Raw genomic sequence first — 21,602 nt, forward strand, 5'->3', positions numbered from 1 at the left:
CCGCTGCCGACCTGGCGGCCCAGCCGGCTCAACGCCCGCTACCACGACGCGCTGCGGCTGGCCGAGCTCGTGCTGCGCGGGGCGTCGGTCGAGCACCGGCCCGGCGAGGTGACCGTGCACGGCTTCCTGTTCGACCTGGCGCGGGTGTTCGAGGACTTCGTCACCGCCGCGCTGCGGGACGCGCTCGCCGGGCACGGCGACTACCGCGGTGCCCGCGCCGCTCCGTCCCGCTACCACCTGGACGAGCGGGGCAGGGTGGAGCTCACCCCGGACTTCGTCGTGCACACCGGCGACGGCACCCCGGTGGGAGTGGCCGACACCAAGTACAAAGCGGAGAAACCCTCGGGATACCCCAACGCCGACCTGTATCAGATGCTGGCCTACTGCACCGCGCTGAACCTGCCGGAAGGCCACCTGGTCTACGCCAGTGGCGAGGCCCCGCACGCCGCGCACCGTGTCCGGCACGCGGGCATCACCATCCACCAGCACGCCCTCGACCTCGACCAGCCACCCGCCGCGCTGCTCGACGACGTGCGGACGCTGGCGCGGCGACTCGTCGCGTCGTGATCGGCGGACTCCCGACCTCCGTCGGTTCCGCCCGCGACCGTCGCCGGGCACGCTCGGACCCGGCCGGTACGCCACAGGTCGGGGAGGCCCGCGATGCGTCGTGTGTCCGTGTTCGTCGGTGTCACCGCGGCGGTGCTGGTGGCCGGGCCACTGGTCCAACCCGCGGCGGCCTATCCGCCCGCCCCGCCGGGGGAGGCGGTGACCCGGGACCACCTCGCCGAGCTGACGGTGGCGCCGGACGGGTCGATGGACGGCTACGACCGCGACCTGTTCCCGCACTGGGAACCCCGGGACGGCACCTGCGACACGCGGGACACGGTGCTGCTGCGCGACGGTGCGAACGTCACCGTGGACGAGTACTGCGAGCCCACCAGCGGCAGCTGGTACAGCGTCTACGACGCGGAGTGGGTCTCGGACGACTCCCAGGTGCACATCGACCACGTCGTCCCCTTGGCGGAGGCGTGGCGCACCGGCGCGCGGTACTGGACCGAGTACCGCCGGGAGACCTTCGCCAACGATCTCGACACCCAGCAGCTCATCGCGGTGTCCGGGTCGAGCAACCTCTCCAAGAGCGACGCCGGGCCGGCGGAGTGGCAGCCGGAGAACACGGGCTACCACTGCATGTACGCGCGGTCGTGGGTCAACGTGAAGTACGTCTACGACCTCACCGTCACCACCGCGGAGACCGCCGCGCTGGAGGACATGCTCGCCACCTGCTGACGGGGCGGGGTAGGTCAGCCTCGACGCATGCCGTCGACGGGCTCACCCGCGCGCAGTGGATGAGCAAAGTTGCTAGCATATGCTCATGCCGGACATTACCCCGAGCGAGCTGCGTAACCACAGCTCTCGCATCCTGAGCAGGGTCGAGCGCGGTGAGCGGTTCACGGTCGTGCGTGGCAACACGCCCACGGCCGAGGTGATCCCGGCGCAGGGGCGTGCCTACCGGACGCGTGCCGAGGTCGCCGCCGCGGTGGCGACGCTGCCCACGGTCGATGCGGAGGAGTTGCGGGCGGATCTCGAGGTGGCGGTGGACGGCGACGTCGTGTTCGATGACTGAGTCGCTTTCGCCTGTCCTGCTGGACACGAACGTTGTGATCGATGTGGGCGACGGGCTCGATCCGATGTCCCTGCCCGACGGGGCGTTGTACATCAGCGCCATCACGCTGGCCGAGTTGTCCGCCGGGGTGGCCGCCGGGGCGACTAACGAGACACGGTCCGCGCGGTTGCGGCGCCTGCAATGGGTCGAGAGCAGTTTCGTACCGCTTCCCTTCGACGCGGAGGCGGCACGCTTCTACGGTCACATCCATGCCCGGGTCCGGGCGAACGGACGTCAGCCTCGAAGGCGGTTGGCGGATCTCCAGATCGCTTCGGTCGCCGGCGCGCACGGATGGCCGTTGGTCACCCGCAACCCGTCGGCCTTCGCGGGGCTCGACGAGTTGGTGACCATCATCGCTGTGTAGTCATGGACACCGCCGACGGTGTCGTCGGGGGTCTCACGCCGGCCGGTGTCCGGGAAGGTCGAACGCCTCCGCGACGGTGCGTTCGATGGCGCGGGCGTCGACGCCGCCGTGTCCGGCGATGGTGAAGCCCAACTCCAGCACCCGGAAGGCGATACTCCGCAGGGCCGGATCGGCGTCGGTGTGCCCGAGGTCCTGTCGGTGGTAGAAGACCTCCGTCTCGGCGTCGATCGCCCGCGCGATGCGCAGGAGCGCGGCCGGGAGGTCGTCCTGCGGCGGTCGGCGCAGGGCCCGGATCGCGGCACGTTCCGGGTCGGCGTCGTCGCCGCCGTGTTCGCCGGACCAGGCACCGGTGCGGTGGCTGACCGCGTGCAGCAGGACGGCCGCGCGGTGCGGGTCGCGGTCCTCGACGAGGATCCGGGTGAGGGCCTCGATCTGCTCGGCCGTGGGCGGGGTGTGCAGCACGGGAGTCGGCGGCGCGGCGGGGAGTGGGACGGCGTGTGTGGTGGACATGGGTGTCCTCGAAGGTCGGTGTGTGGTGTCAGGTCAGTGGTGTGCGGGTGCGGGCGAACAGGCAGCGGGCGAGGTGGGCGACGTCGAAGGCGGCGGTGCGGGCGGCGCGCCGGTCGTCCGGTGCCGCCTCGGCCAGGTGTGCCAGCACGCCGATGACCCGGTGGATGTGCTGGGCGAGAGCCGGGGTGTCGTCGCCCGGTGCGGCAGCGGGCAGGGCGGTGGGGCGGCAGGTCTCCAGGACACCGCGGCCCCGGTCGTGCAGGTCCTCCAGCGAGCCGTCGGTGCGCTCGCACATCTCGGCGAGCACGTCCTCCAGCGCCGCCCATTGCCGCGTGTTCAGCGCGGGGCCGCCGGTGTGGGCGGGGTGACGGTCGATCTCGGCCGCCCGTGCGCGGAGATCGGCCGACAACGCGCCGAAATGGTCGGCGAGGGAGCGCAGCCCCTCGGGCGGCAGTTCGCCGCCGTCCTGCCGGCGCAGTAGGTCGACCACCACCGCCCCCGGGTGGCGGTTGACCCGGCCGAGCCGGACGAGCAGTTCCCGGTCACGTCTGATCATGAGCATCCCCTCCGGGGCTTCCCAACAGGACCGCGATCCCGCAGGTTGCAGGCTTCGCAGTGGGGAACCTATGCGCCCGAGACGGGCGGCCCGACGCGGATACGTACAGATACGTATCGAGACAAGTGGGCTCGCTCCCGGATTACCCGATGATCACTCGAATCTGAGGCTCGCAATGAGTTCACGGGCCGCGTCGGTCGCTGGTCGGGACAATGGAGTCAGGTGTCCGAGCCGCCCTGCCGCGCGGATCGCGTTGGCGCACTGGAGCAGTCGCGCGATTCGCCCCGATCGCGTGGTCAGCTCCGCGGCGAATTCGTCCTCGACCCGGGCGGCGACGGCGGGGAACGGGAGTGCCGCCTGCCAGAGCGTGGCGGCGTCCAGCCCGGCCGGAGCGAGTCCCCAGTCCTCCCAGTCGAGCAGCTGGGCCTCGGTCGTCACGTTTCCCCAGTGCAGGTCCGTGTGCGCGGTCGTCCAGTCGTCCACGGTCACATCGACGGCGGACCCGAACACCTCCCGGACCCTCCGCGTGACGTGCCGCTGGCTCATTCCCACCCGTTCGGTCTCATGTGCGGCCAGGGCCGCAAGCGATTCGCGCATCCGGACCCACCAGGAAGCCGGCAGCGCCCCCGCGTGGGCGGGATTGTCGACGACCGGCGCGACGATCAACTCCATCTCGTCCGCGCGCCACACGAGGTCCCGGTCGCGGTCGGTCCAGGTCGCACTCTGGTGCCAGGCGGGCTTCCGCACTCCCCGGACGGTCGCCGACGCTTCGAGGCCGACCCACGCGGCGCTGTGTATGCGGTCTCGAGCTCGGCGTCGGAGACGGACCCAGGTTCCGCTGGCCGTCGCGAAACCCACGGTCGCGCCCGACTCGCCGTAGACGGCCGACGCGGGATCGAGACGGACTCCGAGCCGCCCCTCCGCGTGCATAAGCACGTCGTCGAGCTGGAACCCGCGGAGGTCAAGCGTCGCCAACGGTGCCGCCGTCCTCGACGTTCGGAACCAGCCCGGTGTAACCGGCGGTGAGTTCTGGTGTCAGCTCGGCGCAGATGCCCTCGTCGAGGAGAGCACCGACGATCGCCTCCGCGTCGGCTTCGGTGTCCCGGTTGAGGTTCGACACGCTGGCGGGTTCGCCGGACAGCAGTTTCCGTAGAGCTGGTTCCGCCTCAGGGACAAAGGTCAGTTCCTTGCCTGCTGCCGTCACCACGACGTTGTCTCCACTGGTGTCGATCTGGGGTGGAAATTCCGTGACGCACACGAGGCGCTCCGGTGGTCCGAGAATGCCGGCGGTCGCAACGTGTCGACGGGCAGGCCGTTCGGCCTCACGGGCGGAAAGAAAACGGGACTGTGGCAGTTCCTCGATGAGAGTGTCCAGCCGGTCTTTGAGCTGGTGGGTTGTTGCTGATACGTGCGGGTGGGTTCCCCACCGGTCGATGTCGCGCCGGAACATCTCGTGTCGGCGGGTCTGGTCGACGACCCAGGTAAGCCAGTCAACGCCGGTTCGCTTCACGAAACCGAAGGTGGCGTGCAGGCTGTGTCCGTCGCCGCGGGCGACGCGCGTCGCTTGGTGCCAGTGGCCACGCGGAATGTGCATCACGTCGCCCGCGCAAAGCGTCCCGGACCAGACGATCTCGTCGCTCGGCGTATCGTTGCGCTCGTGATCCCGGTACATGGGCGCCGGTCGAGACGGTCCCCTGACCTCCCAACCCTTCTCGCCGCCGAGTTGCACAACGATCACGTCGTGATCGTCCCAATGGAGGTCGAAACCTGCCGCGTCGTTCGTGGTCAGGTAGGTATTTACCTGGACCAGCTCGTGTGACCACCATTGGAGTGCTTGGCATGCGACCTCCAGCGTCGGATCGAAAGTGTCGAGTGAGTCAAGGACGATCGTGCATCCCGACTGCATGAGTGTCCCGAGTCGGCCCATCCTCGCCATCGACAAGCTTTGGCCGCGTCGCGTGGAGGAAGTAGCTGTGTAGGAATCCGGATGCAGCTCTTCTCCTCCGACGAAGCATCGGAATTGCGGCCATGACAGCGAGCGCCGCATGACGGTGTCAAGGAGTCGCGTCACTGTGAACAAGCGGGCGCTGAGTCCGGTGCTCGGTAGTGTGCCGAGTGCGAATGTGTGTCCGAGTGGCTGGGGGCCTTCCCAGCCGAAAGCTGTCTCGATCGAGTCGACCAATCTGTGTCGCACGATGACTCCGTCCGGATGGAGGCGTTGGGCAGGTCGACACTGATCTTTCGGCCTGCCCCGCCCAAATCATGGTTGCGCTTCTACTCCGGGATGTTCAGCCCGTCACCACCAGCGTCTCCGTGCCCGTCCCCGCCCGCCGAGGTGGACGGATCTCCGTGTGTCAGATCAACGCGATCGCGGACAACGTCGAGTCGACGTGCCTCGACCAGAGGGCTCTCCTGGTGCTCCAATGTCCTCACCTTCTTCGTCACTCGAGCCAGCGAATTCGGGACTCATGTCCCTGCTTGCATATCGGGGCCTGTCAGCCCGGCCTTCGTGCTGCTTGGGCTGCTTGGGATTGACTGTGCGTAGCAGCCAGACTACTGCTTGATTGCTAGGAACGCAAGGTTAGTTTGAGGTTAGAGGGCGTATAGGTCTGGACATCAACCCAGTGTTAAGCGATGATGGCTTGGTCGCAGTCACGAAGACCTGGGGAGGCTGTTATGCGACTTCGGAAGCTCTGCAAGGACCCTGAGTCGAACCCCACCGGCTGTCAGTCCGTGTATCTCGCGGGGAACGGCATGATGGCGGTACAAGGACTTGAGATGGATGCCGACACGTTCGCGAACATGGAGAACGTGTTGCCCGGCGAAGGTGGAGTACTGATCAAGCCGGAGATCATCCTGGAGGCCGCCCGGCTCTACCAGGAAGGTCCCTCGTGACCACAGCTGAGGACACGCGGCCGGGCGTCAACGCCTTGCGGCGGGAACTGGCGCACTTTCGCTACTCACTGTTCCGGCTGGAGACATTTCAACGCTACTCCGGCAGCAGCGAGGATGAGGCCTTCGCGGAGTGGCGGCGCACCGGTTCCCTCCCACGTACGGACGAGCTGCGCGCATGGTGCGAGTGGATCGACCAGCGGATCCGGGAGGGATGCCGAGCGCAGCGCGTACACGTCGTCAGAGAGCCGCTGACCGATTACCTACGGTTCGAGTTGGCCTCCTACAAGCCGAACGTCTTGGCAGGGGAGGAGGTGCGGATCATCCCTGTGAGCGAGGGGTGTTGGCCCACTGACGTACCGGCCGAATCGGACTTCTGGCTCGTCGATGGGCGCAGTCTGTGGTCGATGCGGTACGGGCACGGCGGCGAATGGCTGGGTGCTCAGCACGTGGCTGATCCGCGGCAGGTCGTCGAGGCCTGTACCGTCCGCGATGCCGCACTGGCTCAATCAGTACTGTGGCAGGACTACCACCCGCGTTGATCTGAACTGGAGGACACAGCGGCGTGCCGGCTTCGATCCCGCCGCGGCGAGCGCTGCTCGCGCGACGACTTCGTGAGCTGCGCGCTGCTGTGTTCCCGTCCGGCAGTGCGTTGGCTCGCCATCTCGGATGGCACCAGACCCGAGTCTCCAAGCTGGAACAGGGCGCCCAGCGCGCCACCGATGACGATCTGCGGCAGTGGGCCGAGGCGGTCGGCGCGAGCGAAGACCAACTCGACGAGCTCTACACGTTGGCGAGTGCTGCTCGCGTGGAATACGCGACCTTTCAACAGAGGTATCAGCGACACGGTGGCGCGGTGGCCGAACAGGAGACGACGGCACAGGCTGATGCGGTGTCCACACGAATCGCGGAGTTCCAACCCGCGATGGTCCCGGGGATCTTGCAGACTGCGGCCTATGCTCGCGAGGTGCTCGCACATCCGTGCGGTCCGGCCGCGTCAGGTGTCCCTTCCGAAGAGATCGATCAAGTGGTCGGTAGGCGCATGGAACGCCAGCATGTCCTTTACCATCCTCGCCACAAGATCCAGGTTGTCATGGGCGAAGCCGCGCTTCACACCCGTTTCGGAACGACCGAGACACTTCTCGGGCAGCTCGACCGACTACTGGCCCTGACAGGGCTGGCTGGGGTCGAGGTCGGTGTCATTCCCTTCGCCGTGACCATGCCGATATTTCCATTGACGAACTTCCTACTCTACGACGACCACGTCCTCATCGAATCTATGACCGCGCAGCAACGTCTCGATTCACCCGAAGAGGTCGCTGCGTACGAGGAACACTTCAAGCGACTTCGTGAGACTGCGGTCATGGGGGACGAACTCGCGACGTTGTTGCATAGAGTGATGGGTTGCCTCCGTGTACGGGATACGCCGTGATTCCCTGGATGTCGCGCTGGACGGCGACGTCGGTTCCGATGACTGAGTCGCGTGTGACGTGACGGCGAGCGCGTCGCGATGAACACGGTCGTCGGGCGGGACCACAGCTCCAGCCGGTTCAGGTGGGCCCGTGCGGTGGCGCTGGGCCTGCTGCTGGCATTGTTCACGATCGGCTTCTTCCAGCGGTTCTCGCCCGCCACGTTTTCGGCGCCGATCGGTGCCGAGTTCGGCCTCTCGGCGGCCCAGCTCGGGGTGTTCGCGGCCGCGAACTTCTGGGTCTACACCGCCATGCAGGTCCCGGTCGGCGTGCTGATCGACCGGTACGGGACACGGCTGGTGGTGTGCGCGGGCGGGGCCGTCACCGCGCTCGGCACCGTCGTCCTGGGCGTCGCGCCGGGCTACGGGGTGGCGCTGCTCGGGCCGATGCTGGTGGGGCTGGGAACCTCGGGGATCTTCGTCGGGCTGATGAAGTTCAACGCGACCTGGTTCCCGGCCTACCGCTACGGTCTCGTCACCGGCCTCACCATGTTCGTCGGCAACCTCGGCAGCATCCTCGCCGAGGGGCCGTCGGCGGGTCTGTTGTCGGTGCTGTCCTGGCGGTCGATCTTCCTGACCGTCGGTGTGGTGTCGATGGTGGTCACGGTGGCGGCCTGGTTCACCGTGCGGGACACGCCGGAGGCCCGCGGTTTCCCGCGTGTGGTGGCTCCGGCCCCGTCCGGGGACGGCAGTTCCGGCGGGAGCGTGTTGCGGGATGTGGTGCGCAGCAGGCAGTTGTGGGCGGTGTTCTTCGCCGTGGTCGGGACGAACGGCACCTTCTACGCTTTCTCCGGGTTGTGGGGTGTGCCGATGCTGCGGGACTCGTTCGACCTCGACAACCGGTCGGCGGCGCTCTACACGACGGTGGCGCTGGCGGTGTACGGGGTCGGCAACCTCGCCGTCGGGTTCGTGTCGGACCGGATGGGGCGGCGACGGCCGCTGATCCTGGCGTGCTCGGTGAGTGCGCTGCTCGGCTGGGCGGGTCTGGTGTGGGCGCCGTGGGAACCCGGCGTCTCGGCCATTGTGCTGTACGTGCTGGTGGGCCTGGCGGGTTCCCAGGTGGTGGTCGGGTTCGCCGCGGTGAAGGAGTCGTTCCCGCCCGCGGTGGCCGCGACCGCGTTGGGCGTGGTCAACGTCGGCGCGTTCCTCGCCTCCGGGCTCATCCAACCAGTCTTCGGTGCGGTGCTGGACGTGCTCGCGGGGGATTCCGCACGCGCGCTCGGCGACTACCGGGTGGCGTTGGGCATCCCGCTCGTGCTGGCCGTCGTGGGGTTCGTCTTCTCCCTGCGGGTGCGGGAGACGCTCGGGCCGCGGGGCGGCGTCCGCGAGGCCCACGACATCGCCTGACACACCCGGTCACCGCGCCCACGCCGCCGCTCGGTCCGTCGGCGGCGGGCCAGGAACTGGTACGTCCCGACTGCGTGGCGCTATCGTGTTCCGTCGGCGCGGAGGCGCTCGGCCAGGTCGGCCACGGCCGGTTTGGCCGTGCGGCCCGCGCCGATCAGGGTGGCCGAGGCGAAGCCGGTCCGGTCGCCGTAGCCGAGCAGGTGCAGCCGGGGTTCGTCGACCGAGCGGGTGCCGTCGGTGACCGGGAGCCCGTCCCGCCACGAGAGGTTCAGCCCGGTCAGGTGGTCCAGAACCGGGCGGAAGCCGGTGCACCACACGACCGCGTCGCAGGCGTACTCACCGCCGTCGTCGAAGACGACACCGTCGCGGGTGAGGCGGTCGAACATCGGGTGCGCCCGCAGCACACCCCGGTCGCGGGCGGCGCGCACCGGCGGCACTATCACGATGTCGCCGATGTCGCCGAGGTCGCCGACGCCGGGGCCGGATCCGGTGCCCGCCTCGCGGGCGGCGCGGCGGCGGGTGGCGACGTCGAACAACACGCGGCCGTCCACGTCGTCGGGCATGAACCGGGGCGGGCGCGCGGTGCACCACAGGGTGTCGGCGGCGACCGTGGAGACCTCGGCGAGGATCTGGGCGGCCGAGTTGCCGCCGCCGACGACCACCACCCGTCGCCCGCGGAACGGCTCCGGGGTGCGGTAGTCGACGGTGTGCCACTGCGTGCCCGCGAACTCCCCGCGGCCGGGGACATTCGGGGTGCACGGCGCGTCCCAGGTTCCGGTGGCGCTGACGACCCCGCGTGCGTGCCAGGTGCCCCGGTCCGACTCCACCGCCAGTCCGTTCCCGGCCTCGCGCACGGCGCGGACCCGGACGGGCCGGTGGACGGGCAGGTCGTAGCGCCGCTCGTAGCGGGCGAGGTAGTCGACGACGTGGTCCGCGGTGGGGTAGGGCTCGCCGTCCTGTCGGGGCATCCACCAGCCGGGCAGCGGGCTGTGCTCGGCGGGGGAGAACAGGCGCAGCGAATCCCAGGCGTGCCGCCAGGCGCCGCCCGGAGCCGCGGCGGCGTCCAGGACGACGAAGTTCAGCCCGGTGCGGCGCAGGAAGTAGCCCGCGGCCAGGCCGGCCTGCCCGCCGCCGATCACGACCACGTCGGTGGTGCCGGTCATCGCGTCCGTTCCTCCGGTCTCATCACCTGTTCTGCCCGGCGTGCGTTGCAAGACGCCGACGCGGATGTGCAGGTCAGCGCCTCGCGCGCCCGAGTTCTGCAAGTTTTCTGCAAGTTTCTTGACTCGGTCGTGTCCGGTCCGCTGTCATACCCGCACCACCGGTGGCCGTTCCCAGCACACGAACACGAAAGGTTCGAGGATGTTCCCACGTGTCCTGGTCGCGGTCGCCCTGGTGGCCGCGCTGTTGACGGTTCCGTCACCCGGCGGACCACCTCCGGCCGCGGCGGCGCCGTCCGGGGAACGCGACGTGATCGCGCAGATGTTCCAGTGGAACTGGGACAGCGTCGGCCGCGAGTGCCGCGACACGCTCGGCCCCGCTGGATACGGGGCGGTGCAGGTGTCCCCGCCGTCCGAGCACGTCGTCCTCGGCGACGAGGGTCACCCGTGGTGGCAGGACTACCAGCCGGTGTCCTACAGCCTCGACGACACCCGGCGCGGCGACCGCGCGGCGTTCGCCGCCATGGTCGCCGACTGCCACGCCGCCGGGGTGCAGGTCTACGCGGACGTGGTGTTCAACCACATGACCGGCCAGGAGGAGTGCGGCACCGGCAGCGGCGGCTCGTCCTACTGCCACTACGAGTACCCCGAGGCCGGGTACGGCTACGGCGACTTCCACCACTGCGGCCGCAACGGCGACGACGACATCGCCGACTACCACGACCGCTACGAGGTGCAGAACTGCGAACTGCTCAACCTCGCCGACCTGGACACCGGGGCCCCGTACGTCCGGGACCGGATCGGGGCCTACCTCAACGACCTGCTCTCGCTCGGGGTCGACGGGTTCCGCGTCGACGCGGCCAAGCACATGGCCGCCGGCGACGTCGCGGCCGTGCTCGACCGGCTGGACGGCCCCGCCTACATCTACCAGGAGGTGCTGCACGGCGCGGGCGAGCCGGTCACCCCGGACGAGTACCTCGGCAACGGTGACGTCTACGACGAGCGCTACGCCCGCGACCTCGCCCGGATCTTCGACTCCGAACGGTTGGCCTACCTGCGCGACTTCGGCACCGCCGTGCCGTCGGACCAGGTGATCGCCGGGGTGGACAACCACGACAGTCAGCGCGGCGGTTCCACCCTGACCTTCCGCGACGGTGCGCGATTCTCACTGGCGAACGCGTTCATGCTGGCCTGGCCGGTCGGCACGCCGCGGGTGATGAGCAGTTACGGTTTCACCGACTTCGACCAGGGTCCGCCGTCCGACGGCGCGGGCAACACCACCGATGCGGACTGTTCCTCGGCGGCCTGGCAGTGCGAGCACGCCTGGCAGCCGATCCGCAACATGGTCGGCTTCCACAACGAGGTCGGCGACGCGCCGGTGACGCGGTGGTGGGATAACGGCGGCGACACCATCGCCTTCGGCCGGGGAGACAGCGGCTACGTGGTGCTCAACGACCGGGCCGGGCCGGTCGACGGCCGGTGGTTCGCCACCGACCTGCCGCAGGGCGCCTACTGCGACGTGCTGCACGGTGACCCGGTGGACGGTGGCTGCACCGGGCCGACGTACCAGGTCAACGCGGACGGCTGGTTCCAGGCCGACGTCGGCGCACACGACGGCGTCGCCCTGCACACCGGGGCACGGGTGACCGGCTGAGGCGAGCCGGTCGCCGGAGGTGGGCCGGCGGCGTGGAGCACACCGCCCGCGCTGGGTGGTGCGCCACGCCGCCGACCGCACGGGCGTGACCTACCGAAAGCAACACGGGCGTTGCCCGAACAGTGGCTTGTCCGGTGGGGGCCGGTAACTGTTGGGTGTCTTCTGCCGCGGACACGACCGTCCGCGGCGGAAGACGACCGGAGGTCACATGAGAGCGACACTCGCGACCACGGCGACCGTGGTGTTGGCGGCATCCATTCTCGGTGCGCCGACCGCCGCGGCGCACGAACAGTCCTTCGACGCCGTCTCGCCGCCGACGATGGAACAGCGGCAGGCCGAACTCGACTCCGCACCCGACGGGCAGGCGAAGTGTGTCGACGGCACGGCGGCCGACACCTACGCCTGTGACAACGTCGAGATGGTGGACCACCTCTGGCTCGAGGATCTCGGGCTGAGCTTCGCCAACGACATGTGGGGCTGGACCGACCCGCAGACCCAGCGCGACTACGCCATCATCGGCGGGGGCGAGGGCACCGTGTTCGTCGACATCAGCGACCCGGGCGAGGCGAGCGTGGTGGGGATGCTGCCCCGGCACGTCCCCACGTCGGAGCGCACCTCGTGGCGGGACATCAAGGTGTTCGACGACCACGCCTTCGTCGTGTCCGAACAGATCCCGCACGGGATGCAGGTGTTCGACCTGACCCGGCTGCGGGACGAGAGCGGCACGTTCGACGCGGACGCGCACTACGCCGGGTTCGGCAACGCGCACAACCTGGCCATCAACGAAGACACCGGTTACGCCTACGCGGTCGGCACCTCGACCTGCGGCGGCGGGCTGCACATGGTCGACATCTCCGATCCGACCTCGCCCGGCTTCGCCGGATGCTTCGCCGGGCACGGATACATCCACGACACCCAGTGCGTCACCTACCACGGCCCGGACGCCGATTACGCCGGCCGGGAGATCTGCGTCAACTCGAACGCCGCCGCGGACGGGAACTACGTGTCCGTGGTGGACGTGACGGACAAGCTCACCCCGACCGTGCTGGCGCGGATGTCCTACTCCGGCGACGCCTACAGCCACCAGGGTTGGTTCACCCCCGACCAGCGGCACTTCCTGCACGGTGACGAGCTGGACGAGCTCGACCACGGCAACACCACCCGCACCCGGGTCTGGGACATGACCGATCTGGACGCCCCCCGGCACACCGGGTCGTTCGACAACGACACCACCTCGATCGACCACAACATCTACACCGAGCGGCAGCTCGCGTTCGCCTCGAACTACACGTCGGGGCTGCGCGTCTACCACACCGGCAAGGTGGACGAGGGCGAGTTGAAGGAGGTCGGCTACTTCGACCTGTACCCGGAGAACGACAACGCCTCCTTCGAGGGCGGCACCTGGAGCAACTACCCGTACTTCAAGCGGGACGTCGTCGGGGTCTCCAGCATGGACCGCGGCCTGTTCGTGCTGCGGGTGACCGACTGACCGGACAGCCGGACCGGAGACGGTGCCGGTGAGACCGGAGCCGGGGACCGCGTGGGCAGGGTCCCCGGCTCCGGTGTTATCGCCAGGTGACGGTCGTGTCGGCCCGGTCGTTCAGGACGTGGGTTCCGCACTCCGCGTCGTGGCGGACCCGGTGACGCCGAGGTCGACGCCCTTCGTCTCGCGCACCGCCGTCACCGCGGCGAACGAGATCACCGACAGCAGCATGATGTAGACGCCGATCGAGCCGGACCAGCCGGTTTCCTGCATCAACAGTTCCGCGAGGGTCGGCGCGAAGGCACCGCCGAGAATCGCACCGAACGCGTAGCCGATGGACACCCCCGAGTAGCGCACCGGGGCGGGGAACATCTCCGCGTACAGCGCCGACATCGGGCCGTAGGACAGGCCGAGTCCGAGGGTGAGCACCAGGATCGCCCCGCCGAACGCCACGATGTGCCCGGTGTCGAGCAGCAGGAACAGCGGCAGCATCCACACGAACACGAACGCGTAGCCGATCTGGAACGTGCGCACCCGGCCGATGCGGTCGGACAGTGCGCCACCGTAGAGGGTGGACGCCAGCCACCCGACAGCGGCCAGCACGGTCGCCACCAGCACCGACGATCGCGGCAGGCCGAGTGTCTCGATGCCGTAGGAGAGGAAGTAGGCGATGACGAGGTAGCCCGCGGCGTTGTTCGCCACGAAGATCAGCGCGGTGAGCAGCACCTGCACCGGGTTGCGCCGCAGCAGGTCCCGCAGGGGCGCCGACGACGCCTTCCGGCGCCGCAGCATCTCCTGGAACACCGGGCTCTCCTCGACCGCCCGCCGGATGAGGTACCCGAGCAGGACGAGCACGGCGGAGAACAGGAACGGGATGCGCCAGCCCCACGCATTGAACTGCTCCGTCGTGGTCACCGTCGTCAGCAGCCACAACACGCCCGTGGCGAGGATCAGCCCGATGGGCACGCCGATCTGCGGGTAGGCGCCGAACAGGCCCCGCCGGGTCACCGGGGCGTGCTCCACCGACATCAGCGCCGCGCCGCCCCACTCCCCGCCGGCCGAGAAGCCCTGCACGATCCGCAGCAGGATCAGCACGAGCGGCGCGGCCATGCCGATGTCGCCGTAGGTGGGCATCAGCCCGATGAGCGTCGTGGCGGCACCCATCGTCACCAGGGTGAACACCAGCATCTTCTTCCGGCCGAGCCGGTCGCCGAACCGTCCCGCGACGACCGCCCCGAGTGGACGGAACAGGAAGCTGATGCCGATCGTGGCCAGCGAGATCAGGTCGGCCAGGCCGGGGGAGTCGGCACTGAGCGGGGAGAAGAACAGGGGAGCGAACACCAGACTCGCGGCCTGGGCGTAGATGAAGAAGTCGTACCATTCGATCGAGGTTCCGGCGAGGGTGCTCGCGAGTACTTTGCGTTCCTCGGTGGACAGGCGCCGCCGGGGTGCGGCGGCGTTGGGCTCGGACATCGCGACTCCGTTGTCGGTCGGCACGCCGCGGTGGCGACGTGGGTCGGTCCGTGACGCGGTGATCCTAGGTCGGCGGGGGCCGCGACGTAAGACGTCGAACGTGGTGGTCGCGCCGGAGTGTCGGGGGTGTCGCGGGTCGGTAACAGCCGCGCCGAAGGCCCACGGTGCCCGCACCACCACTCTATGTTGATCACTTCGACCGAATCGCGATCCGATGAAGGACAATCTGTGCTATCGAGAAGGAGCGGCCGCCGAAGAGAGGCGGTCTGCGGTGCGGCCGCCGTACTGGCCCTCGGCATCGTCACCGCACCGGTGTCGACGGCCGACGAGACGAGCGGAACCACCACACCGGGCACGACCACCGCGGAGACCACCGGCCCGGACGGAACCACCGGTCCCGGCGACTCCACCGAAACGCCGGGCGAGTCCTCCTCCGAGGAGTCGTCCGGGGAGCAGCCTGCCGACGAGGCGCCGGAGGACCCACCGGCCGACGCGGCACCGGACCTCGCGGTGAGCGCCACGGTTCCCGACCAGACGTATCTGATCGGCGACGACGTCCCGGTCACCGTCACGATCAGCAACGTCGGTGATGCGACGGCCGAAGAAGTGACGGGTCACTTCGGTGAGAGCGACGGGTTCGAGTTCTTCGCCCAGTCCGACGAATGGGGGGAGTTCGACCGATTCGACGACGGGGGCACGCTTGCGGCCGGAGAGTCGGCGGAGCTGGAGGTGACCGGGAAGATCCAGGACTGGGACGGGCGGACCGGTCCCGAGCTCTCGGTGTGGGTCCAGGCACCGGGGGATGTCGGGCCGGGCAACGACGAGGCGACCGTGGCGTTGTCCGTCGTTCCACCGAGCACGACCGGTACCATCGGCGGGGTCCTCTACGGCGACGCCAACGCCAACGACGAGGTCGATCCGGGTGAAGGACTGGGCGGGGTGGAGCTTCGTATCCCCCGCCACGGCTCCCCGGAACCCGGGACCACCACGACCGACGCGGACGGTTCGTTCGCCTTCACCGAGGTTCCGGCCGGGGTCTACACCCTCCGTGTTACCCATGGCCAGACCAGCTGGGTGGTGCCCGCGACCACAGACATCCGGGTGGACGGATCGGGACAGAGCACCGACCTGGAGATCCGGGGGGAGCGGCCGTTGTCCGACGTGCTCGGCGCGTCGATCGACTTCGACGACGACACCTACGCCCCCGGCGACCTCGCGCACGCGACGATCACCCTCACCAACGACGGGTCCGAACCGCTGACCGGGATCAAGGCCGGATGCAACCGGGCGGGGTCCGGGCTGCACCTGGACGGGACGAACACGGTCGAGCACTTCGGTGACCTCGCCGCCGACGGAGTCACCGTCGGCGCGGGGGAGACGGAGACCTTCGCCGTCACCGGGATCGTCCCCGACAGTGCGGCGGACAACGGATACGTCCCGCTCATCTGCGACTTCGGCCCCTCCCCGGGGTATCCCGACGGATACCCGTCCGCGTACGCCTACGCGGACGTGCCCGGGAAGACGGCCGAGGCGGCGGTGCTGCTCGGGCAGGACCGGGACGGTGACCGCATCATCGACGAGGACGGCTACGTCGCCGACACCACGGTGGGGCTGCTCGACCCGGACACCGGCGAGGTGATCCGGACCGCGGTCACCGACGACGACGGCCGCGCGGAGTTCGGCGAGATGCCGGTCGGCCTGTACCGGCCGGCGGTGTACGGCCCGTGGCGGTTCGCCGACGCCGACGACGGGAATCCCGTCGTGCGGGTGTCCACCTGGTACGACGGGGCGGCGCAGTCGCTGACGGTCGTGCCCGGACCGGACAAGCCCCTTCCCGGTGAAGGGGGCGACGGCGGGGAGAACCCGATCACGGACGAGCCGCCGGAGCCGTCCCTGGAGGAGCCGCCGCAGGACAACAGCGCCGGACTCGCCTCCACCGGGGTGAACGCCGTCACGCTCGGGGGTGCGGGGCTCGCCGCCCTCCTGGCCGGTGCCGGTGCCGTGCTGCTGACCCGGCGCCGCCGCGCCGGGACGTAGGTCGACCGGCCGTGACACGGGGAGGGCCGTCGATCCGGACGGCCCTCCCCGGCACCCCGGCAGAAACAGGCCGCCGGAGGGGCCGGTCCCGACTTTCGGCGGTTGTCGGTGTGTGGTCCGCACCACCAGCCTGATCCCATGGGGAAGATACGCAGAGTGTTCGTCGGGCTCGCGGGAGTGGCCCTGCTGGGTGCCACCGCCGTGCCGGCGAGCGCCTCCGACACCGGCCGTGGAATCTACGAGGTGGACGGCACCGACGCCGCCCAGCGCACCCAGCTGGTCCGCGCCGGGGTGGACGTGCTCGGCGTGGCCGACGGCACGGTCACCCTGGTCGCTACGCCCGAACAGGCACGCGGGCTGCGGGCCGACGGGATCGACCTCGACCGCACCGGGGACTTCGACCGTGCGCTCGCCGACCGCAACCCGGACACGGACATGCGCGCGGCCGCCGACGAGTTCCCGGCCGGGGACGAGGACTACCACACCTACACCGAACTGACCGACAAGCTCACCACCGCCGAGGCCGAGCACGGCGACATCGCGAGCCTGTCCAGCGTCGGTGAGTCCCACGAGGGACGCGCGCTGCACCTGATGAAGATCAGCGACAACGTGGCCGTCGACGAGGACGAACCCGAGGTGCTGTTCACCTGTAACCAGCACGCCCGGGAGCACCTGACCACCGAGATGTGCCTGCACATCGTGGAGCGGTTCACCGACGACTACGGCAGCGACCCGGCGGTCACCGAGCTGGTGAACACCCGGGAGATCCTGGTCGTGCCGACCATGAACCCGGACGGGGCCGAGTACGACATCTCCGGCGGGCAGTACCAGGGCTGGCGCAAGAACCGGCAGGGCTGGGACGGCACCGACCTCAACCGCAACTGGGGCTACGAGTGGGGCTGCTGCGGCGGCTCCAGCGGCTGGCCGTTCAGCGACACCTACCGCGGGTCGTCACCGTTCTCCGCACCGGAGACGGCGGCCGTGGCCGACTTCGTCGAGTCCCGGATCGTCGGCGGTGAGCAGCAGATCACCGCGCACCTGGACTTCCACAGCTACTCCGAGCTGGTGCTGTGGCCGTACGGCTACACCTACGACGACACGGCCGAGGGCATGACCCGCGAGGAGGCCGAACGGTTCGCCGACGTCGGCACCCGCATGGCCGCCACCAACGGCTACACGCCGCAGCAGTCGAGCGACCTCTACATCACCGACGGTGGCATCAACGACTGGATGTGGGGCGAGCACGACATCTTCAGCTTCACCTTCGAGATGTACCCGGCGAGTGGCGGCGGGATGGACGGCTTCTACCCGCCGGACGAGGTGATCGACCGGGAGACCACCCGCAACGACGACGCCGTGGACATCCTCCTTCAGGAAGCGGGCATCTGACCGTCCAGAACAGGTGTGCAGGCGTTCTGAGCGATCGCCTCGTGGCACGGCGTTGGCCCCGGCCCGGTGGGCCGGGGCCTTCCCATGGCGATACCCGTCGTCGGCATGGCCACCCCGACACCCGCGACGATCCCACATCCAGTGGTTCACTCCACTGCGTGCGCCCTGCCCGGGATCTACCTCTCGCCGAGACCGTGGGCGAGCTCGGCGTCGATCTCCTCCGCGGTCAACGGCCTCTCGCTCCGATAGCCCCCGATCCGTGGCCGGATTCGCGGTGGCTCCTGCTCGTGCGCGGGGCGCACCACGGCGATGGCCTTGCCGTGCTCGGTGACTTCCAGGTCCTTGCCCGCTCGGACCTGTGCCAGGCAATGACGGGTGTTCCGGCTGAGCTCACCGACACTGACGGACCACATACTGAACAGGGTGCCATGAATGCGCCTCTCTCCGGACCGGATGAGGCGTGTCGACGCTCCGGGCGGGCACCGGTTCACCGGAGTCGGTGACCGGGTGGTGGGGTGGCGGGGGATACTGTGGGTGACGGCCACGCACGGCGTGGCGATCCACGGTGTTTTCGTCGTTATCAGGGGAGGTTGTGCGTGTCCGCGCAGACCGAAACGCGCGAGTTCCAGGCCGAGGCACGTCAGCTGCTGGAGCTGATGGTGAACTCGATCTACTCGAACAAGGACATCTTCCTGCGGGAGCTCATCTCGAACGCCTCCGACGCCCTGGACAAGCTCCGGCTGGAGGCGTTCCGGGACAAGAGCCTCGACGTCGACACCGACGACCTGCACATCGCCCTGGAGACCGACCCCGAGCGGCGCACCCTCACGGTCCGCGACAACGGCATCGGCATGTCCCGCGACGAGGTCGTCGAGCTGATCGGCACGATCGCGAAGTCGGGCACCGGCGAGATGATCCGCAAGCTGCGTGAGGCGGAGGACAGCGCGGCGGCGAACGAACTGATCGGGCAGTTCGGCGTCGGCTTCTACTCCAGCTTCATGGTGGCCGACAAGGTCACCCTGCTCACCCGCAAGGCCGGGGAGACCGAGGGCACGCACTGGGAGTCCGACGGCTCCGGCACCTACACCCTCGACACGGTGCCGCAGGCGCCGCAGGGCACGGCGGTCACCCTGCACCTCAAGCCCGCCGACGACGAGGACAAGCTGCACGACTACACCTCCGAGCACACGCTGGGGGAGATCGTGCGGCGCTACTCCGACTTCGTCACCTGGCCGATCCGGATGCGCGTGGAGCGCACGAGCGAGGAGGACGGCGGCACCACGCGCCAGTGGGAGACGATCAACTCGCGCAAGGCGCTGTGGACCAAGTCCAGGGACGAGGCCACCGACGAGGAGTACGCCGAGTTCTACAAGCACATCAGCCACGACTTCCTCGACCCGCTGCGGACCATCCCGGTCAAGGCCGAGGGCACCTTCGAGTACCAGGCGTTGCTGTTCCTGCCCGCCCGCGCGCCGATGGATCTGCACATGCGCGACGCCAAGCGCGGGGTGCAGCTCTACGTCAAGCGCGTGTTCATCATGGACAACTGCGACGCGCTGATGCCCGACTACCTGCGGTTCGTCAAGGGCGTGGTGGACGCGCAGGACCTCTCGCTCAACGTCTCCCGCGAGATCCTGCAGCAGGACCGCCAGATCGGGATGATGCGGCGCCGCCTGGTGAAGCGGGTGCTGTCCTCGGTGAAGTCCATGATGGACGAGGACCGGGGCCGCTACGACACGTTCTGGGGCGAGTTCGGTCGCGTGGTCAAGGAGGGCCTGGTCGAGGACCCGGACAACCAGGAGGCGATCCTGGACATCGCCTCGTTCGCCTCCACCCACGACGCCGAGGCGCTCACCACCCTGCGCTCCTACGTCGACCGGATGCCGGAGGACCAGGAGCACATCTACTACCTCACCGGTGCCTCCCGCCAGGTCATCGAGAACTCCCCGCACATGGAGGCGTTCCGGGACAAGGGCATCGAGGTGCTGATCCTCGACGACCCGATCGACGAGTTCTGGGTCGACCGCGTCGGCGAGTACGCGGGCAAGACCTTCCAGAGCATCGCCAAGGGCCAGGTCGACCTCGGTGAGGACTCCGAGGACTCCGAGGACGGGGAGGACAAGGCCAAGGCCACCGACGCCGAGGGCAACGACTTCGCCGCGCTGTGCGAGTGGATGGGCGACAAGCTCTCCGACCACGTCAAGCAGGTGCGGCTGTCCAGCAGGCTCACCACCTCCCCGGCCTGCCTGGTGGGCGAGACCTACGACATCACCCCGGCGCTGGCGAAGCTGTACCAGCAGGCGGGCCAGGAGCTCCCGGTGAGCAAGCGCATCCTGGAGCTGAACCCGTCGCACCCGCTGGTCGCCCGGCTGCGCGCCGCGCACGAGCAGAATGCCGCCGACGCCGACGACGCGAAGCTCGTCGGCACCGCGGAGCTGCTGCACGGCATGGCCCTGCTGGCCGAGGGCGGCGAACTCGCCGACCCGCAGCGCTTCAACAGCCTGCTCGCCGACACCCTGGCCGACACGCTGTGAAGGACCGGGAGCCGGCCGGTGCGCCACGGGGCGCGCCGGCCGGACGAACCGGCTCCACTCGGTACGCTTCCGGACCTCGACGTGGACACGGCCACGATCATCGACGATCCGGAGGCGGAACGGGCCGCCCGGTGAGCGTGTCGACGGATCCCGTCTCCGGACCGGTCAGGGGATCCGGAAGCCCCGGAACGTCACCGGTTTGCGTGTGGTGAAGCCGAGCCGTCGGTAGAGGGCGATCGCGCCGGTGTTCGTCTCGGCCGCGTGCAGGAAGGGGCGGTCGCCGCGTGCGGTGATGCGGGCGACCAGCGCCTCGATCAGGCGGGCGGCGTGGCCGCGTCCGCGTGCCTCGGGGGCGGTGCAGACGGCGCTGATCTCGGTCCAGCCGGGCGGGCGGAGTCGTTCGCCCGCCATCGCCACCAGCGTGCCGTGGTCCCGGACGCCGAGATAGGTGCCGAGTTCGTGGGTGCGCGGCCAGAACGGTCCCGGTCGGGTCCGGGTGACCAGGTCGAGCATCTCGGGGACGTCGTCGGCGCCGAGTTCGACGACACCGCTGGCGGCCATACCGCTGTCGGCCTCGGACGCGGACGGTGCGGCCGGGCCGGTGTCGGGGAAGATCATCTGACGGCCGTCGAGACTGAAGACCGGTTCCCAGTCCGGGGGCGGGGTCGCCGGGTGGCTGAACAGGTCGGCGAGTTCGCCCCGGCCGAGCAGTCCGGCGAGCTCGGCCCAGTCGTCCGGCTTGGGCTCGGTGGGGAGTGTCGCGAAGGTCGCGACGTCCGGCAGGTAGGTGGCGGCCCCTCCCAGCCGGCGGGCGAGGTGTGCGTGGTGACCGCGCAGTGACCCGCCCACCGGGTCGTCGAGTGCGGCGGTGTCGCGGTTCACCATGGTGCGTGTTCCTCCCGGGGGTTCGGTGCGGTCGCTGTTGCGCACGTGCCGCGGCGGTGCCGCCCGGTCGGGGTGTCGGGTGACCCGGGAGCGGGTAGGCGGCCGGTCGTGCGGATCCTGACGGTCGGCCACGGTACCGCGAGCGGCGACGAGCTGGTCCGCCTGCTGCGCGGGGCGGGCGTGGAGC

Annotated in this window: 21 protein-coding genes; 13 read left to right on the top strand and 8 right to left on the bottom strand. The window is 69.5% G+C overall.

Going from position 1 to position 21,602, the window contains the following annotated elements:
• From ACTIR_RS0110455 to ACTIR_RS0110470, 4 genes are all read left to right on the top strand, one after another.
• Positions 1-567, top strand: a 567-nt coding sequence (locus tag ACTIR_RS0110455) for an McrC family protein (RefSeq protein WP_026454237.1), incomplete at its 5' end; no start/stop codon positions are given.
• A 93-nt stretch (positions 568-660) separates the two neighbouring features.
• Complete coding sequence (locus ACTIR_RS0110460) at positions 661-1,287, top strand: HNH endonuclease family protein (protein ID WP_026454238.1); 627 nt, start codon at positions 661-663, stop codon at positions 1,285-1,287.
• 85 nt (positions 1,288-1,372) lie between these two features.
• Positions 1,373-1,624, top strand: coding sequence for a type II toxin-antitoxin system Phd/YefM family antitoxin (locus tag ACTIR_RS0110465; RefSeq protein WP_026454239.1), 252 nt, complete (start codon positions 1,373-1,375; stop codon positions 1,622-1,624).
• Entirely contained in the window at positions 1,617-2,027 is a 411-nt protein-coding gene (locus ACTIR_RS0110470) for a type II toxin-antitoxin system VapC family toxin (RefSeq protein WP_026454240.1), read from the top strand. The genes ACTIR_RS0110465 and ACTIR_RS0110470 overlap by 8 nt, the downstream gene beginning before the upstream one ends.
• A 33-nt stretch (positions 2,028-2,060) precedes the next feature.
• On the opposite strand, the gene ACTIR_RS0110475 is transcribed toward ACTIR_RS0110470, so the two are convergent.
• The 4 genes from ACTIR_RS0110475 to ACTIR_RS22695 all read right to left on the bottom strand — a co-directional run bounded on the left by ACTIR_RS0110475 (position 2,061) and on the right by ACTIR_RS22695 (position 5,140).
• Positions 2,061-2,537, bottom strand: a complete 477-nt coding sequence (locus tag ACTIR_RS0110475; protein WP_052583818.1) for a hypothetical protein — start codon at positions 2,535-2,537, stop codon at positions 2,061-2,063.
• A 28-nt stretch (positions 2,538-2,565) separates the two neighbouring features.
• Positions 2,566-3,093 (bottom strand): hypothetical protein, encoded by a 528-nt coding sequence (locus ACTIR_RS25380; RefSeq protein WP_026454242.1) that lies wholly within the window; start codon positions 3,091-3,093, stop codon positions 2,566-2,568.
• Positions 3,094-3,246: 153 nt separating this feature from the next.
• Entirely contained in the window at positions 3,247-3,840 is a 594-nt protein-coding gene (locus ACTIR_RS0110485; RefSeq protein ID WP_233345875.1) for a hypothetical protein, read from the bottom strand.
• 214 nt (positions 3,841-4,054) lie between these two features.
• Entirely contained in the window at positions 4,055-5,140 is a 1,086-nt protein-coding gene (locus tag ACTIR_RS22695; RefSeq protein ID WP_324607095.1) for a JmjC domain-containing protein, read from the bottom strand.
• 629 nt (positions 5,141-5,769) lie between these two features.
• Between ACTIR_RS22695 and ACTIR_RS0110495 the strand changes: the two genes are divergently transcribed.
• From ACTIR_RS0110495 to ACTIR_RS22700, 4 genes are all read left to right on the top strand, one after another.
• Positions 5,770-5,988: a hypothetical protein gene (locus tag ACTIR_RS0110495; protein ID WP_007024668.1), complete on the top strand. Its 219-nt coding sequence runs from the start codon at positions 5,770-5,772 to the stop codon at positions 5,986-5,988.
• Positions 5,985-6,527: a DUF6879 family protein gene (locus ACTIR_RS0110500; protein ID WP_026454245.1), complete on the top strand. Its 543-nt coding sequence runs from the start codon at positions 5,985-5,987 to the stop codon at positions 6,525-6,527. Before ACTIR_RS0110495 ends, ACTIR_RS0110500 begins: the two co-directional genes overlap by 4 nt.
• Before the next feature lie 23 nt (positions 6,528-6,550).
• Positions 6,551-7,417: a helix-turn-helix domain-containing protein gene (locus tag ACTIR_RS0110505; protein WP_026454246.1), complete on the top strand. Its 867-nt coding sequence runs from the start codon at positions 6,551-6,553 to the stop codon at positions 7,415-7,417.
• A 78-nt stretch (positions 7,418-7,495) separates the two neighbouring features.
• Positions 7,496-8,800 (top strand): MFS transporter, encoded by a 1,305-nt coding sequence (locus tag ACTIR_RS22700; protein WP_052583820.1) that lies wholly within the window; start codon positions 7,496-7,498, stop codon positions 8,798-8,800.
• A gap of 80 nt (positions 8,801-8,880) precedes the next feature.
• Here the strand turns inward: ACTIR_RS22700 and ACTIR_RS0110515 are convergent, their stop codons facing one another.
• Positions 8,881-9,963, bottom strand: coding sequence for an ArsO family NAD(P)H-dependent flavin-containing monooxygenase (locus tag ACTIR_RS0110515; RefSeq protein WP_026454247.1), 1,083 nt, complete (start codon positions 9,961-9,963; stop codon positions 8,881-8,883).
• 199 nt (positions 9,964-10,162) lie between these two features.
• Here ACTIR_RS0110515 and ACTIR_RS0110520 point away from each other — a divergent pair, with 199 nt between their 5' ends.
• The gene (locus ACTIR_RS0110520) at positions 10,163-11,614 is read left to right on the top strand and encodes an alpha-amylase (protein WP_026454248.1); all 1,452 of its coding nucleotides are present in this window, start codon (positions 10,163-10,165) and stop codon (positions 11,612-11,614) included.
• Positions 11,615-11,822: 208 nt separating this feature from the next.
• Positions 11,823-13,103 carry a choice-of-anchor B family protein gene (locus tag ACTIR_RS0110525; RefSeq protein WP_026454249.1) on the top strand — a complete coding sequence of 427 codons (1,281 nt, stop codon included), beginning with the start codon at positions 11,823-11,825 and terminating at the stop codon, positions 13,101-13,103.
• Positions 13,104-13,214: 111 nt separating this feature from the next.
• Here the strand turns inward: ACTIR_RS0110525 and ACTIR_RS0110530 are convergent, their stop codons facing one another.
• A complete protein-coding gene (locus ACTIR_RS0110530; protein WP_026454250.1) occupies positions 13,215-14,570 on the bottom strand; it encodes an MFS transporter in 1,356 nt (451 codons plus the stop codon).
• A gap of 228 nt (positions 14,571-14,798) precedes the next feature.
• Here ACTIR_RS0110530 and ACTIR_RS0110535 point away from each other — a divergent pair, with 228 nt between their 5' ends.
• Together ACTIR_RS0110535 and ACTIR_RS0110540 are read left to right on the top strand one after the other, a co-directional pair.
• The gene (locus ACTIR_RS0110535) at positions 14,799-16,607 is read left to right on the top strand and encodes an SdrD B-like domain-containing protein (protein WP_026454251.1); all 1,809 of its coding nucleotides are present in this window, start codon (positions 14,799-14,801) and stop codon (positions 16,605-16,607) included.
• Positions 16,608-16,745: 138 nt separating this feature from the next.
• Complete coding sequence (locus tag ACTIR_RS0110540; RefSeq protein ID WP_026454252.1) at positions 16,746-17,996, top strand: M14 family metallopeptidase; 1,251 nt, start codon at positions 16,746-16,748, stop codon at positions 17,994-17,996.
• A 176-nt stretch (positions 17,997-18,172) separates the two neighbouring features.
• On the opposite strand, the gene ACTIR_RS0110545 is transcribed toward ACTIR_RS0110540, so the two are convergent.
• On the bottom strand, positions 18,173-18,409 hold the full coding sequence (locus ACTIR_RS0110545) for a type II toxin-antitoxin system prevent-host-death family antitoxin (protein WP_026454253.1): 237 nt from the start codon (positions 18,407-18,409) through the stop codon (positions 18,173-18,175).
• Between the two features lie 183 nt (positions 18,410-18,592).
• Between ACTIR_RS0110545 and htpG the strand changes: the two genes are divergently transcribed.
• Positions 18,593-20,530: a molecular chaperone HtpG gene (gene htpG / locus ACTIR_RS0110550; protein ID WP_026454254.1), complete on the top strand. Its 1,938-nt coding sequence runs from the start codon at positions 18,593-18,595 to the stop codon at positions 20,528-20,530.
• Between the two features lie 165 nt (positions 20,531-20,695).
• Here the strand turns inward: htpG and ACTIR_RS0110560 are convergent, their stop codons facing one another.
• Positions 20,696-21,415, bottom strand: a complete 720-nt coding sequence (locus ACTIR_RS0110560; RefSeq protein ID WP_026454255.1) for a GNAT family N-acetyltransferase — start codon at positions 21,413-21,415, stop codon at positions 20,696-20,698.
• Positions 21,416-21,602: the final 187 nt, after the last annotated feature.

It is taken from the genome of Saccharomonospora iraqiensis subsp. iraqiensis, from assembly GCF_000430445.1.
GTDB lineage: Bacteria > Actinomycetota > Actinomycetes > Mycobacteriales > Pseudonocardiaceae > Saccharomonospora > Saccharomonospora iraqiensis.

Excerpts from the sequence above, each read along its gene's own strand:
- ACTIR_RS0110530 (WP_026454250.1), bottom strand. The coding sequence starts at position 14,570 with ATGTCCGAGCCCAACGCCGCCGCACCCCGGCGGCGCCTGTCCACCGAG.
- ACTIR_RS0110520 (WP_026454248.1), top strand. The coding sequence starts at position 10,163 with ATGTTCCCACGTGTCCTGGTCGCGGTCGCCCTGGTGGCCGCGCTGTTG.
- ACTIR_RS22695 (WP_324607095.1), bottom strand. The coding sequence starts at position 5,140 with ATGCGGCGCTCGCTGTCATGGCCGCAATTCCGATGCTTCGTCGGAGGA.
- ACTIR_RS0110545 (WP_026454253.1), bottom strand. The coding sequence starts at position 18,409 with ATGTGGTCCGTCAGTGTCGGTGAGCTCAGCCGGAACACCCGTCATTGC.
- ACTIR_RS0110475 (WP_052583818.1), bottom strand. The coding sequence starts at position 2,537 with ATGTCCACCACACACGCCGTCCCACTCCCCGCCGCGCCGCCGACTCCC.
- ACTIR_RS0110465 (WP_026454239.1), top strand. The coding sequence starts at position 1,373 with ATGCCGGACATTACCCCGAGCGAGCTGCGTAACCACAGCTCTCGCATC.
- ACTIR_RS0110470 (WP_026454240.1), top strand. The coding sequence starts at position 1,617 with ATGACTGAGTCGCTTTCGCCTGTCCTGCTGGACACGAACGTTGTGATC.
- ACTIR_RS0110560 (WP_026454255.1), bottom strand. The coding sequence starts at position 21,415 with ATGGTGAACCGCGACACCGCCGCACTCGACGACCCGGTGGGCGGGTCA.
- ACTIR_RS0110460 (WP_026454238.1), top strand. The coding sequence starts at position 661 with ATGCGTCGTGTGTCCGTGTTCGTCGGTGTCACCGCGGCGGTGCTGGTG.
- ACTIR_RS0110515 (WP_026454247.1), bottom strand. The coding sequence starts at position 9,963 with ATGACCGGCACCACCGACGTGGTCGTGATCGGCGGCGGGCAGGCCGGC.
- ACTIR_RS0110540 (WP_026454252.1), top strand. The coding sequence starts at position 16,746 with ATGGGGAAGATACGCAGAGTGTTCGTCGGGCTCGCGGGAGTGGCCCTG.
- ACTIR_RS22700 (WP_052583820.1), top strand. The coding sequence starts at position 7,496 with ATGAACACGGTCGTCGGGCGGGACCACAGCTCCAGCCGGTTCAGGTGG.
- ACTIR_RS25380 (WP_026454242.1), bottom strand. The coding sequence starts at position 3,093 with ATGATCAGACGTGACCGGGAACTGCTCGTCCGGCTCGGCCGGGTCAAC.
- ACTIR_RS0110525 (WP_026454249.1), top strand. The coding sequence starts at position 11,823 with ATGAGAGCGACACTCGCGACCACGGCGACCGTGGTGTTGGCGGCATCC.
- ACTIR_RS0110495 (WP_007024668.1), top strand. The coding sequence starts at position 5,770 with ATGCGACTTCGGAAGCTCTGCAAGGACCCTGAGTCGAACCCCACCGGC.